Annotated in this window: 14 protein-coding genes; 6 read left to right on the forward strand and 8 right to left on the reverse strand. The window is 30.4% G+C overall.

Annotated elements, in window-relative coordinates:
• Positions 1-384 precede the first annotated feature (384 nt).
• On the forward strand, positions 385-2319 hold the full coding sequence (locus CCUN_RS00785; RefSeq protein WP_164502901.1) for a DUF2972 domain-containing protein: 1935 nt from the start codon (positions 385-387) through the stop codon (positions 2317-2319).
• 968 nt (positions 2320-3287) lie between these two features.
• On the opposite strand, the gene CCUN_RS00790 is transcribed toward CCUN_RS00785, so the two are convergent.
• The 8 genes from CCUN_RS00790 to gatC form a co-directional block, all read right to left on the reverse strand.
• Positions 3288-4076, reverse strand: coding sequence for a shikimate dehydrogenase (locus tag CCUN_RS00790; RefSeq protein ID WP_027305122.1), 789 nt, complete (start codon positions 4074-4076; stop codon positions 3288-3290).
• A complete protein-coding gene (locus tag CCUN_RS00795; protein ID WP_027305121.1) occupies positions 4073-4879 on the reverse strand; it encodes an SPOR domain-containing protein in 807 nt (268 codons plus the stop codon). Before CCUN_RS00795 ends, CCUN_RS00790 begins: the two co-directional genes overlap by 4 nt.
• A gap of 12 nt (positions 4880-4891) precedes the next feature.
• Positions 4892-5437, reverse strand: a complete 546-nt coding sequence (locus CCUN_RS00800) for a DUF1882 domain-containing protein (protein WP_027305120.1) — start codon at positions 5435-5437, stop codon at positions 4892-4894.
• The gene (locus CCUN_RS00805) at positions 5434-6678 is read right to left on the reverse strand and encodes a serine hydroxymethyltransferase (RefSeq protein ID WP_027305119.1); all 1245 of its coding nucleotides are present in this window, start codon (positions 6676-6678) and stop codon (positions 5434-5436) included. Before CCUN_RS00805 ends, CCUN_RS00800 begins: the two co-directional genes overlap by 4 nt.
• A complete protein-coding gene (lysS, locus tag CCUN_RS00810; protein ID WP_027305118.1) occupies positions 6675-8183 on the reverse strand; it encodes a lysine--tRNA ligase in 1509 nt (502 codons plus the stop codon). Before lysS ends, CCUN_RS00805 begins: the two co-directional genes overlap by 4 nt.
• Positions 8184-8654, reverse strand: a complete 471-nt coding sequence (locus CCUN_RS00815) for a Fur family transcriptional regulator (RefSeq protein ID WP_027305117.1) — start codon at positions 8652-8654, stop codon at positions 8184-8186.
• A complete protein-coding gene (locus CCUN_RS00820) occupies positions 8654-9229 on the reverse strand; it encodes a CvpA family protein (protein ID WP_027305116.1) in 576 nt (191 codons plus the stop codon). Before CCUN_RS00820 ends, CCUN_RS00815 begins: the two co-directional genes overlap by 1 nt.
• Positions 9230-9299: 70 nt before the next feature.
• On the reverse strand, positions 9300-9587 hold the full coding sequence (gene gatC / locus CCUN_RS00825) for an Asp-tRNA(Asn)/Glu-tRNA(Gln) amidotransferase subunit GatC (RefSeq protein ID WP_027305115.1): 288 nt from the start codon (positions 9585-9587) through the stop codon (positions 9300-9302).
• Between the two features lie 139 nt (positions 9588-9726).
• Between gatC and CCUN_RS00830 the strand changes: the two genes are divergently transcribed.
• From CCUN_RS00830 to CCUN_RS00850, 5 genes are all read left to right on the forward strand, one after another.
• Complete coding sequence (locus CCUN_RS00830; protein WP_027305114.1) at positions 9727-10305, forward strand: hypothetical protein; 579 nt, start codon at positions 9727-9729, stop codon at positions 10303-10305.
• Positions 10302-11300 (forward strand): PQQ-binding-like beta-propeller repeat protein, encoded by a 999-nt coding sequence (locus CCUN_RS00835; protein ID WP_027305113.1) that lies wholly within the window; start codon positions 10302-10304, stop codon positions 11298-11300. The genes CCUN_RS00830 and CCUN_RS00835 overlap by 4 nt, the downstream gene beginning before the upstream one ends.
• Complete coding sequence (locus CCUN_RS09965) at positions 11297-11620, forward strand: hypothetical protein (protein ID WP_027305112.1); 324 nt, start codon at positions 11297-11299, stop codon at positions 11618-11620. The genes CCUN_RS00835 and CCUN_RS09965 overlap by 4 nt, the downstream gene beginning before the upstream one ends.
• Complete coding sequence (locus CCUN_RS00845) at positions 11607-12236, forward strand: type III pantothenate kinase (RefSeq protein WP_027305111.1); 630 nt, start codon at positions 11607-11609, stop codon at positions 12234-12236. Before CCUN_RS09965 ends, CCUN_RS00845 begins: the two co-directional genes overlap by 14 nt.
• A gap of 117 nt (positions 12237-12353) precedes the next feature.
• Positions 12354-13697: an FAD-dependent oxidoreductase gene (locus tag CCUN_RS00850; RefSeq protein WP_027305110.1), complete on the forward strand. Its 1344-nt coding sequence runs from the start codon at positions 12354-12356 to the stop codon at positions 13695-13697.
• Positions 13698-13712: the final 15 nt, after the last annotated feature.

Genomic DNA, 13712 nt, shown 5'->3' on the forward strand with positions numbered 1-13712 from the left:
CTATCACCCCCCCCCCATTCTATAAAATCAATAAAAAAATTTCATAAAATATCTTCTTTATTTAATCCCTTGCATTTGTTTTTTTTTTTTTGATACAATAAGCTTTTTGTTTTTATTAAAATCTTTTTCATCAAGATGCTTTAAGGCTTAAACATTCATTGAAAAGATGAAAGGACTTAAGTATGCATAGCTTTGTAAAAGCAAAGACTAAAGATAAAAGCTTTTTTAAAAATAAAGACTCATCATCCCTGTAGGGCTAAAGATAAGAGCTTTGTGTATTTTGCTAAGGGATGAAGCAATTTCAATCAACAAAGTCTATGAAAGCTTCATTAAAAAGATGAAAAGAATTTAAAAACAAAACACATTATTATATAAAGGATGAAAATGCAAAAGGCTCATTGTGCTGTTTTAAGAATCAAAGATTGTCTCTCTTATCGTTTAGGACAGGCTCTTATTGATTATGATAAAAATGGGGGGGGGCTTTGTCTTTTAATCAAAAAGCTCTATCATATCAGTAAAACTCATCAAAGAACTCAAAGACTCTACAAAGATTTCATCTCTCTTTATCCCCATCTTAAATATCCTGCTTTAGAACAATGCAGTGATTATGAAGAGGCTTTAAGATATAAATATCATCTGTCTTATCTCTTAGGACAAGCCTTGATTAAGGCTCATAAATCTTGGTATAGGGGTGGGTATTTAAAACTCTACACTTCAATCAAAGATGCTCGTAAGATTTATAAAGAATTCAAACAATTCATTCAAGACCATCAAGACTTTAAACTCAATAACTCTTCTCTTATTCTTATCTTTGAAAATAAAGAATTCATCAATGATGAGGAATATAAAAATTATCTCACATTCTTACTGCAACATCTAAACCCTAAACAAAAACAAGAATTCATTAAACTCTTATTCTCTTTACCAAATTCAAATTCTTTATTGAAAGAGTTTAAAGAATTATTTGAGGAATTTAAAGATTATGAAGCCTTACTTGTTGTTTTAAAACATAATATCTCCTTTCATCTTCAATTCATCAATAACAATTTAACTCTCATCAAAGAATGGCTTCATTCAAAAGAATTCAAAGAAAAATACCTTGATACAAAACATCCTTATCCCTCTTTGCTTAATCCTTTAAAGCTTGATTATGAGAGTGTGGATGCTGAATTAGCTTGGGATATGAATGTGCCTTTGCCAAGGTGTTATGAGTTTATATTTTTAGGAAATTATGGAGCTGGAAGTGCGGCAATGCAACTTTACTTATCAAGTTGTGGTATTCATATTAATCGTAGAATTTCAAATAATCAACAAAGATATATTGATTGTTTTAAACTTTGCAAACATAATCAATATAACGCTTTGGTTATAAGCGGATATCGCTTTACAAACGACAACGATAAGTTATATTTTTTAATAACAAAAAAAGTTCCAATTTTGTGTATTGTTAGAGACCCTATATCTGTTCTTAAACCCATTGTAAATCATCATGAAACCGCAAATTCCTATAAAGCTTTTCCAAGAAATATATCTTTAAAATCCGATTATAAGCATTTAATTCAAGGTTGCATAAAATACCAACATTATGTAAAAACTGAACAAGGTTTAAAATACACAGCTTCAGATCATCCGACCTTAGCTAATCTTTATGCTTATACTGAAGGAAACCATTTTATTTTGAAAGAAAGAATTGATATTTTAAAAAATATTGCAAGTGAAATTTTATATTTTGATATGGAGGCAATTAAAGGAAAAAATACTTTTAAAACATTTAATAGATTAAAAGAAATTTTACATTTTCCAAGCTTACGTGAAGAGCAATTTTATTCATCAAAAGTTTGTGTGAATGATATTTTACTTGCTCTTCCGGTAACATTAAGTATTCCTTTAGAATATACAGAATTAAAAATTGATATACTTATTACCACTTATAATTCAATACCTAAAAACAATGAATTTATTGATTTAAAAAGACAACTTTTTAACAATGAAGTTTTATTTGAACATATTGTATATTTAGTGAAAAAAGAAGACTATTCTAAATTGATAAATAATTCTAAACTTTTTAATGATGTTAAAAAATATTTAATTGAACTTACTAAAACTTTAGAGGAACAAGAAAAAATAGAGGTAAATAAACAATTTAAAGAGAAAGATATTTTGGAGTATTTTAGAAAAAATAAAGATTTAAGAGATAGTTTTAAAAAAATCTTTGATAAAGAATACGCTCATCTTAAACAAGTGCGTCCGGATATTGTCGCTTCTTGGAACTATTATAATGAATTTGAAAAGATATGCGAGGAGTTTGATAAGCATTGATTTAAAAAATAAAAACGAAAATAAATAAATCAAAACATTGAGCCTAAAATCATTAGCAAAGCATTGAAAGGCTTTTTAAAAATATCTCTTGATTTTAGAGCTCAATTCATGGGATGATTTTAAGAAATAAAGAAAATTTTTGTTTAGTAATCATACTTCAAAGCTTAGTTTAAACTCTATTTTTTGTAAAATGTGCTTTGGGTTTGTTTTGCTTGGTTAAAGTGTTTGTTTAAGGGCTTAAGCTTGTGGATTAACAAAAGCTTTATGGATAAAAGCTTAACTTTGTTTAAGACTATTAAAAACATTCATTTAATCTCTTTTAACAAAGTGCAAATTTTGCTTTTAAAGTCCTATTTGTCTAAAAGCTTGGTTTTTGCTTGGGGCTTGTTTTGAGTTGGTAAAAAAAGCTTAAGCTTTATTGTCAAGCTCTTTAAAAGGCACGTGCTCATTTTAAGTTTTATTTAAAAAACTTCTTAAAGCTTTGAGCTTGTTAAAAAACACTTAAAAGTCTTGAGAGACTTAAAACACTCACACAAAAACGTCTTAGGTTTGATTTTGTTTTATTAATGTGAAAGATTTTAAAAGCTTTTACACAAATACGATAAAAGCTTATGAAATAGACATTTGCAACGCTTTTTTGTCGTGATTTTAGAATTTTGACACAAATTAAGAGACGCACAAAATAAAAAATAGGAGGTTCATAGCCCCCTTAAAATCAGTGCAAAAATCCTAAAATATCAAGGCTTTAAGAGATTAAAGTGCTTGTTTTAAAGGCTTGTAAGGCTCTTTTTTAGGGCTTTAACTCGGCTTTATTTCTTGCTTTTTATGCTCTTTTATAAAGTTTAATCACGTTAAAGCTTCACAAAGAGCGTCTTAAAATATTCTAAAAAAAAGCAAAATAAAAGCGTAGTAAAGTAAAAAATAATATAAATTTTTATAAAAATTTTAAGAACTTTGAATTTAAAAATTTATTTTAAATTCAAAGCTTCAAGCATTGCGGATTTGATTTTTTCTTGTTGATTTTTAATGTCAAAAAAAAGCTCGAAAGCAAAGACTCCTTGCCATAAAAGCATTAAAAGCCCGTCTTTATACTCAACTTGATATTGTTTGCAAAGTTTTAAAAAAGGAGTTTGTTTGCCATAAATCACTTCAAAAGCATATTTTGAATGGGATAAAATTTTATCAAGGATTTTTTTATCACAAGGCAAATTTTCATCATTAAGACCTGCTGAAGTTGTATTGACTACAAAATCAAAGTCAAAATCCCTCAAATCTTCATAAACAACACTTTGAAAAGCTTTAAAATGTTCCAGCCTCTCTTTAGAGCGATTGGCTATGCAAAGCTGTATCTCTCTTTGTTTCAAGGCAAAAGCGATAGAACGAGCTGTGCCACCTGCTCCTAAAATCAAAGCTTTTTTTATGGTTTTAAAATCCTCAATCGCCTTTAAAAATCCCGTTGCATCGGTATTATAGGCATAAAGCTGATTGTTTTTTAAAACAAGCGTATTTGCACTTCCTATTTCTTGTGCGAATTTATCCTTAATGTCGGCTATTTTTAAGGCTTGTTCTTTAAAAGGCAAGGTGATATTTGCACCATTGAGCTTAAGTTTAAAAAATAAATTGCGAAGCTCACTTTCCTCTTGTAAATGATAGCGGGTATAAATGCCATCAAGTCCCAAAGACTTAATGGCGTTATTATGAATTCTAGGGGATTTAGAATGCTTTACCGGATCACCTATGACGCATAAAAATTTCATTTTAAGGTAAAGGAAAAAGCATCTTTTGCAACATCTTTGCGAATTTTTTCAAGCTCCGCACTGATATTATTTTTATCAAAAGGACCGATTAAAACCTTAGTGATTTCTCTCCCATTGATACTTGTTTTATAGAGTTTATAATCATAACCTTTTTTCTTAACAGCTGCGAGTTCTTTGGATTTTTGGTCTAAATTATTCACAGAAAAAATTTGCACATAAAGTCCCGGAGTTAAGCCGTCTTTCGAAACAGGTTTTGTTTCGACATTTTTAAAAAGTTCTTTTGTGTCAGATTTTTCTGGCTCTTTAGGAGCTTGTGGTTTTTTTGTTTGAGTCGGTTGAGTTTTTGGCTTAGCCGGAGCAGGTGTAGGCTCTTGCACCTTAGGAGTTTCCTGTGTACTTTGCTCTGTTACGTTTAATGGAGGAGTCGCAGGCTCTTCACTTGGTGCTGAAAAATTTGTATCCGGAAGTGAAGAATTATTTTCAGCAAGAGCTGTTTGTGAATTTTCACCTTCAATTTGTCTTCTTAGAGCTTCAAACTGGTCTTCTGGAGAATCATTTTGAGTGATAGGGACATTTTCAAAGCCATTATTATCTGAATTTTCATTTTGAGTGCTTAAAGGTTCGGGAGGTGTGATGTTATTTTGTGTCGAATCATCGTTACCATTGATGAGTTTCATCACTATCATAACAACTAAAAATAAAATAACTAAGGCAATAATTCTAAGCAAAATTTTCTTAATTTTTTCATTTTTATTGCTTTTTTCCAAAATGATATCATCAAATTCATTTTTATTCTTTTCCATATCTTTCCTTTCTCACATATGTTTAGACCAAGAACTGCCACGTTCTTTTTGATAAACCTCATAAGGCACAATTAAAATATTAAAATCCCTAGGCATATCCATAGTAGGAAAAACCCTCCATTCTATAGGCATTTTACTTGCAAACATCATAGACAATTTTGAGGCTAAGGTGTATCCCTCGTTTAAAGCTGTATGTCCCTTGTGAATATATAAGTGCAAATGTCCGGGCGTTTTAGTTTTATAGGCTGTAAAATTTATAAAACCCTCTTCACGCAAAATAAGTTGAGCCCTATGCCAAAATCTTTCTGCGTTAAAACCATTATAATCAAAAACAATATTTTCAACTTTATTATCTCTAGTGATTAAATCGTGTGCAACGACAATCTTTTTTGCTGCATGGTCTCTTATGATATTAGCATTTAAAGGTGCATTCACTCTTTCAAATTTATCGAAAAAATAACGACCACGAAATTCACACTTTCTAACAATCTTATCCCTTTTAATATAATAATGGTCGCTAATCATTTTAATGAGCGACAAATCCATACTTGAAATCAAAACATAGCCTTTGGATAAATGATAAAATTACTCGCAAGAGTTTTGAGTTTTTCTCTAATTTCTGCTTGTAATTTTGTATTATTAATGTCATCTAAAATATCAGCAATATAATTTGCAATGCTTTCCAATTCTTTTTCTTTAAAACCTCTTGCAGTGAGTGCTGGAGTGCCAAGTCTTAAGCCGCTTGTAACAAAAGGACTGCGAATTTCACCCGGCACAGTGTTTTTATTTGCTGTAATTCCTGCATGACCTAAAGCTAAATCCGCATCTTTTCCGCTAAAAGCTCTGTCTAAAAAGCTCATTAAAACCAAATGATTGTCTGTGCCATCGCTGACAAGTTTATAATTTCTCGCAATGAGAGTTTGAGCTAAAATTTTAGCATTGCTAATGACTTGTTTTGCGTAAATTTTCCATTCCTCGCTAAGATTGAATTTAAACCCTACCGCTTTAGCTGCAATCACATGCATTAAGGGACCACCTTGAATTCCGGGAAAGATTGCGGAATTGATTTTTTTAGCAATTTCTTCATCATTACACATAATAATCCCGCCTCTTGGTCCTCTTAAAGTCTTATGTGTTGTTGAGCTTACAACATGAGCATGTGGAAAAGGACTTGGATGTTCTCCTGCTACAACAAGTCCTGCAATGTGTGCAATATCAGCAAACAAATAAGCCCCAACCTCATTGGCAATTTCTCTGAATTTCGCAAAATCAATAATTCTTGCATAAGCACTTGCTCCACACACAATAAGCTTTGGTTTGACAATATGGGCAATTTCACGCACTTTTTCATAATTAATCCTGCCATCAAGTTCAACCCCATAAAAAAAGCTTTGGTAAATTTTGCCTGAAGAGCTTACCTTAGCTCCATGTGTTAAATGTCCTCCGTGACTTAAGTCCATTCCTAAAATTTTATCTCCCGGATTTAAAAGAGCTGAATACACGCCTTGATTCGCTTGCGAACCAGAATGAGGCTGAACATTTGCAAAAGAGCAATTAAAAAGCTTTTTACATCTTTGAATGGCTAAATTTTCAATTTCATCAACGCATTCACAGCCTCCATAATATCTCTTTGACGGATAGCCTTCGGCGTATTTATTTGTCAAAACACTTCCCATCACTTCCATAACTTCTGGCAAGGTGAAATTTTCACTTGCTATCATCTCTAAGCCCTCGCATTGACGCTCGAGCTCTTTATTTGTCAATTCAAAAATTTCTTTATCAAATTTTTCTAAACTCACTGGTTCTCCTCTTTTAATTCTGATTTTAAAGGACGCATTGCTGGGAATAAAATCACGTCACGAATGGATTTTTTATTCGTCAAAAGCATGACCAATCTGTCAATGCCTATACCCTCTCCCGCAGTCGGTGGCATCGCATAACCTAAAGCATTGACAAAATCTTCGTCCATCTCACAAGCTTCTTCATCGCCGGCTTTTTTAGCTTCGATTTGTTTTAAAAATCTTTGATATTGTTCTATAGGATTATTAAGCTCATTAAAACCATTAGCTATTTCTTTTCCACAAATGAAAAGCTCAAATCTTTCAGCAATGCTCTCATCTTTATCGCTATGTCTTGAAAGGGGACTGATTGAAACAGGAAAATCCACCACAAAAGTAGGATTGATTAATTTATCTTCAACATAGCAATCAAAAAGCTCAGCTTGTAAATGTCCAAGCTCTAGTTTTTCATTCACTTCAAAACCATCTGTTTTAAGCTTGATTAAAATTTTTTCTTTATTTTCTATGAGCTCATCGCTTAAATTTCCATATTTTTTAAGGGCGTCTTTATAGCTGATTCTCTCAAAAGGTTTTGAAAAATCGATTTTTTTATCATCAAATTCAATGATTTTTCCCAGATTTAATTGTTCTAAAAGCACAGCAAAAAGCTCTTCGGTTAAATCCATTAAATCTTTATAATTATGAAAGGTCCAATAAAATTCAATGGTTGTAAATTCAGGGTTATGTGTAAGGTCCATTCCCTCGTTTCTAAAACAACGATTGATTTCAAAAATTGCTTCAAATCCGCCGACAATCAATCTCTTAAGATAAAGTTCAGGAGCAATCCTTAAAAATCTTTCCACTCCTAAAGCATTATGAAAGGTCTTAAAAGGTTTTGCATTTGCCCCTCCTGCAATAGGATGCATCATCGGTGTTTCAACTTCTAAAAAGCCTTTGTCTTCAAAAAAATGGCGAATCAAACTCACCACACGAGAGCGTATGAAAAAATCTTTTCTCACTTCTGAATTTATAATCATATCCACATAACGTTTGCGGTATCTTTGCTCTATGTCTGTTAGTCCGTGGTATTTTTCAGGAAAAGGCACAATAGCCTTTGTCGCTAAATCAAGCTCACTAATATGCAAACTGAATTCGCCGGTTTTGGTTACAAAAGCATAACCTTTAGCCAAGATAATATCACCCACTTCTAAATTTTTCTTAAATAAATTGTATTTTTCTTCTCCAAGTGTGTCTTTATTAAAATAAATTTGTAAGACTCCACTTTGATCTTCTATATTTGCAAAAATTGATTTCCCAGCAATCCTAAGAAATTTAATCCTCCCTGCAAGGCTTACGCGTTGATTTTCATCTCTTTTTTCTGTTAAATTTAAAATATAAGCAAATTTTTCTTTAAAAGCTTGAATGGAATATTCTTTTTTTAAAAAATGCGGATAAGGATTTACACCTGCATTCTTAAATTCCTTTGCTTTGTCTATTTTTTGTTGCTCTAAAATGCTATCAAACATTTATATTTTTACCTTTGCTTTGTGATTGCAATCGCTACAAATTCCATAGAGTTGCATCAAATGTCCTGTGAGCTTAAAACCATGTTCTTTTGCGATTAAAGATTGTTGTCTTTCGATGGTTTGATTTTCAAATTCTATAATCTTACCACAATTTTTACATATCATATGATCGTGGTGAGGTTTATTAGCAAGTTCGTATTTTTTTCCCGCTGAACCAAAAGAGATAGAAGTTACCATTTCAGCTTCTTCAAGCAAATTTAAAGTTCTATAAACCGTTGCTATGCCAACATTTAAATCCGGCTCATTGCGTTTGATTTCCATATATAAACTTTCAGGAGTGTAATGTATATCGCTATTATACAAGGTTTTAAGTAAAACTTCTCTTTGCTTGGTGTATTTAAGCCCACCTTGTCTAAGAATCTTTTTAAATCTTTCTAATAAAACATCGTATTCTATATTTTCAATCAGCATTATAACTCCTCTTGAGTATGATTTAAATCAGAATTTAATTCTTGCAAATTTTCTTTAACTTCTTCGTGTAAATTTTGCAAACCTTTTTCAGCCAAAGGTTGATTCATTATATAAGAACCCGCATTTTTTAGCAAACTCAAGGTATAACTATCTTTTGCAAAATTCTCTAATTTTTCATTTAAAAAATTAATTCTTGAAATACAAAAAACCAAAATTGCAAAAATCAAAAAAACCTTTACTCCGCCAAATAAAAATCCTCCCAAGCGGTCTAAAAAACCTAAACCACTCAATTTAACCATCTTAGATAAAAGATTTCCAAATAATAAACAAAAAATCCAAAAAAGAATCAAAAGGGCTAAAAATCCTACAAAAGATGCTAAAGATTCATTTTGTATTTTATAAAAGGTGTCTTGTATAAATAAGGCTGCTTGATTAGAATATTTTGAAGCAATAAACACACCTCCTACGATACCAAGTAGTCCAAAAGCTTCCTTAATCAAGCCATTTAAAATGCCTTTAAGTCCTAAAAGCAAAGTAAAACCCAAAATAAACACATCGAACCAATAAAAATTCATATTCTAAAACCCATAAATTTTCAGCAAAGTAAAGTATAATTCTATGTTATAAAAATAAATATTTAGTTAATCACTCTATAATCTTTGGCACCGCAAAAAAATGCCCATTAGTTTTTGGAGCATTTTTTAAAATTTCATCAATAACTTCGCTACTTTTAACCTCATCTTTTCTAAAAGGTGTTCCCCCTTCGATTGTATTGATTGTAGCTTGCAATGAACTTAAATCAAGCTCATTAAGTTTTTCAACAAAATTGACGATTTCGCTCAATTGATTAACAAGCTCATTTCTTTTTTCATCATTGATTTTTAAAGCACTTAATTTTTCAAGTTTGCTTAATAATTTCTCATCAATTTGCATTTTTAATAACCTTTTTTCATAATAATATAAACTTTCAAATTAAGATTATATCATAAAAAATCATAAAAAGGCTTAAAATGTTTAGCGTGTATTTGCATTTATTATGATATAATTTAAATCATTTTTTTAAGGATAGCACTTGACGCTTAAAGATAATTTAAAAGCTGTAAAAACAGAGCTTAACACAGAGGAACAATTTTTAGAAAAATTCATAAAAAGCGAAAAATTTATAAAAAAATATAAATTTTATATACTCGGGGTTTTAGTTATTTTATTGCTTTATTTTGCAATTAATTTTATTGTCAATTTTTTAGAAGAAAAAAATATCAAAGAGAGCAATGAAATTTACGCAAGTCTTATTCAATCCCCAAAAGATAAAGAAAAACTTGCAAATTTAAAAGAGAAAAATATCAATCTTTATACAATTTTTTTAATAAATGAATTCGATAAAGAACAAGACAATGTAGAGCTTTTAAATGAGCTAAATGCTCTTTATAAAGATAAAAATCTCGATAACAATCTAAGAAATATTTTAGCTTTAAATTTAAACCAAAAATCTTTCTTTTTAAAGGATTTTAATAAAATTTTAGAAGCTTATAAACTTTTAGAAGAAGATAAAATTGAAGAGGCAAATATCTTGCTTTCTCAAATCAAAACAGATTCAACCTTAGGGCAAATTGCTAAGAATTTAAAACATTATCAAGGGATTAATCAATGAAAATATTCATCTTAGCTTTTAGTTTTATTGTATTATTTTGTGCTTGTGGAACAAAAAGGCAATATTTTCAACCTGCTGAAATTGACGGAAATTTAAATCATACTGAAAATTTAAAAGCAAAAATTGTTTCCACCAGTCTTTTCTCTGCAACATTGAATAACGATACTGCTATTCTTAAAAATGAAGAAAACATTGGGAATTTTAAACTTGAAAAAAATTATAATCTTCTTGCTTATCAAGACGGAGAATTTATTGTTGCAGACAATGATGGCAATTTAAAAATTTTTGACAATAATCATCAAGAAGTTTATAGTGAAAAATTCGATGCAAGTGTTTTAAGCGTGGCTTTGGAAGGCAATGATCTAGCCTTAGTCCTTGCGGATAATACTATAGTTTTAGCGAACAGAAGTTTAGGAATTAAATTTTCTCAAACCCTCCCTCCAGCCGTTGCTCAAGATAGTCGCGTGGCAGCTCCTGTATTTTTAGAGAGTGTGATTGTGTATCCAAGTTTAGACGGAAAAATTGTGATTTTTTCAAAACAGACTCAAAAAATTTTAAGAGATATAATCGTTTCTGCGGAATATTTTTTCAATAATATCATCTCTCTTAATGTATTTGACGATAAAATGATTGCTGCAACAGCTAAAAAAATCATTGTATTTTCCCCGTCTCAAACTCTGCATTTAAATGCTGAGATTAAAGATGTTGTTTTGGATAAAGATTCTATTTTCATACTCTCAAAAGACGGAAATGTGATTAAAACAGATTTTAATTTAAATAAAAAAGCGGAGAAAAAATTTGAGTTTGCTCTATTCACTCAAGCTAACATTCATAATGACCATTTATATATCATTGAAAAAACAGGTTATTTAATTAAATGTGATTTAAATTTAGAAAACGCTCAAGTTTTCAAACTTCCAGATATTAATGAAAAAATGTCTTTTATAGGCTCTACAAAATTCTATTATGCGGATAAAATTTTAGATTTGTTATGAAAAATTTAGAAGAAAATCTTAAAATATTAGACTTCCATTTTGAAGATTTTAGAATTTTAAATTTAGAAAAACTAACAAAAAAGAAAAGTTATTTATGCGGATTTAATCATAAGGCTTTGGTCTTTGTTTATAGAGCTAAAACAAGATTTCTTAGTAAAGATGCTTTATTTTTAGAAAAATTATTAGAGCAAATTTTTGAAGAAAAACTTTTAATCGAAAGTCAAATATCTGAAAAATATTTTATTTACAAAGCAGCTCTTTGTTCTAAGGCTAAAAAATTCTTAGAAGAGAAAGGATTTAAAGTCTATGCTCTTATGTGATATTGGGAATTCTAGTGCGAGTTTTTTGCATCATAATAAATATTTTTGTTTAAGCATAGAAAAATTTTTAGAATTTAAAAACGAAGAAAAAGTTTATTATATCAATGTAAATGAAAGACTTAAAGAACATCTAAAACTTAAAAAAGATTTTATAAATCTTGAGCCTTATTTTGCTTTTGATACCATTTATCAAGGTTTGGGTGTGGATAGAATTGCAGCCTGTTATACCATAAATGATGGAGTTGTGATTGATGCAGGCAGTGCAATCACTATTGATGTTGTTTCGAATTCCATTCATTTGGGTGGATTTATCTTGCCCGGAATCGCAAATTATCGTAAAATTTTTTCCCAAATTTCACCAAAACTTAGATGTGAATTGAATACTCAAATCAGTCTTGATGCTTTCCCACAAAGGACAATGGACGCTTTGAGTTATGGGGTTTTTAAAGGAATTTATCTTTTGATTAAAGATACAATGCAAAATAAAAAGCTTTATTTCACGGGCGGAGATGGAAAATTTTTAGCAAATTTTTTTAATTATGCAATTTATGATAAACTTTTAATTTTTAGAGGAATGAAAAAGGTTATAGAGCAAAATCCGAATTTGTTGCTTTAATTTAATGTTACAAAAATACTCAAGCTTTTTTCACTCTGTTTTATTTTATGTTTTTGTAAAGTAAAATAAACTAAACTTTAATGTTTGAAAGATAATATTTTTCTAAAGGAATGAAAAATGAGTCAACAAGAATTTGATGTATTAATCATTGGAGCTGGAATTTCAGGCACAGCCTTATTTTACGAACTTGCAAGATATACAGATATTAAAAATATTGCTTTGATAGAAAAATACAATGCTCCTGCTACTTTAAACAGCAAAGGAACAAGCAATTCTCAAACCATTCATTGTGGTGACATAGAAACAAATTACACACTTGAAAAGGCTAAAAAAGTCAAAAGAAGTGCTGATATGGTCGTCAAATATTTACTTTTGCAAAATGCTCAAAATCAATTTATGTTTGCTCATCAAAAGATGGCTTTAGCGGTCGGAGAGAGTGAATGTGAGTATATGAAAAAACGTTATGAGGAATTTAAAGAACTTTATCCTTATATCGAGTTTTTTGATAAAGCTAAGATTAAGCAAATTGAACCAAAAGTTATCTTAGGTGAAGACGGGGTTAATGATAGGGCAGAAAATATTTGTGCTATGGGCGTTGAAGTTGGCAAAGCCTTTACAACTGTGGATTTTGGAAAGATGAGTCAAAGTTTAATCGAACAAGGACAAAAACAAAATAAAAATACCTTTGTTGCTTTCAATCAAGAAATTGTCAGCATAGAAAAAAAGGACGGAATCTTCATTCTTAGAACTCATACTTATCAAGAATATCGTGCAAAAGCGGTTGTTGTTAATGCTGGAGCACATTCTTTGTATTTGGCTCATAAAATGGGATTTGGGCTTGATAAATCTTGTTGGCCTGTTGCCGGGAGTTTTTATCTGACCAAACAAAAGCTTCTCAATGGTAAGGTTTATATGGTGCAAAACCCAAAACTTCCTTTTGCAGCCTTGCACGGAGATCCTGATTTACTTGCTGATATGAATACACGTTTTGGTCCTACAGCTTTAGCCATTCCTAAACTTGAACGTTATAAGGGCTTAAAATCTGTGCCAGAATTTTTCCAAACCTTGCAACTTGATACAACCGTGATAAAAATTGCCTTTAAAATACTTAAAGACTCTACGGTAAGAAACTATATATTTTATAATTATCTTTTTGAAATTCCATTTATCAATAAAAATTTATTTATCAAAGATGCTAAAAAAATCGTCCCTAGCCTGAAAGCAAGTGATATTTACTATGCTCAAGGTTTCGGTGGGGTGCGTCCTCAAGTGATTGACAAAACGCGTGGAGAATTAATGCTTGGTGAAGCAAGCATTGTCGAAGATGGAATCATTTTTAATATGACTCCAAGTCCCGGTGCAACAAGTTGTCTTGGTAATGCGGAAAGAGATGCTAAACTTATATGCAAATATTTGGGAGTTAATTTTAAAGAGGATCAGTTTGCTTCTGAATTATTGTAAATTTTGTAACCATTT

The organism is Campylobacter cuniculorum DSM 23162 = LMG 24588, assembly GCF_002104335.1.
GTDB lineage: Bacteria > Campylobacterota > Campylobacteria > Campylobacterales > Campylobacteraceae > Campylobacter_D > Campylobacter_D cuniculorum.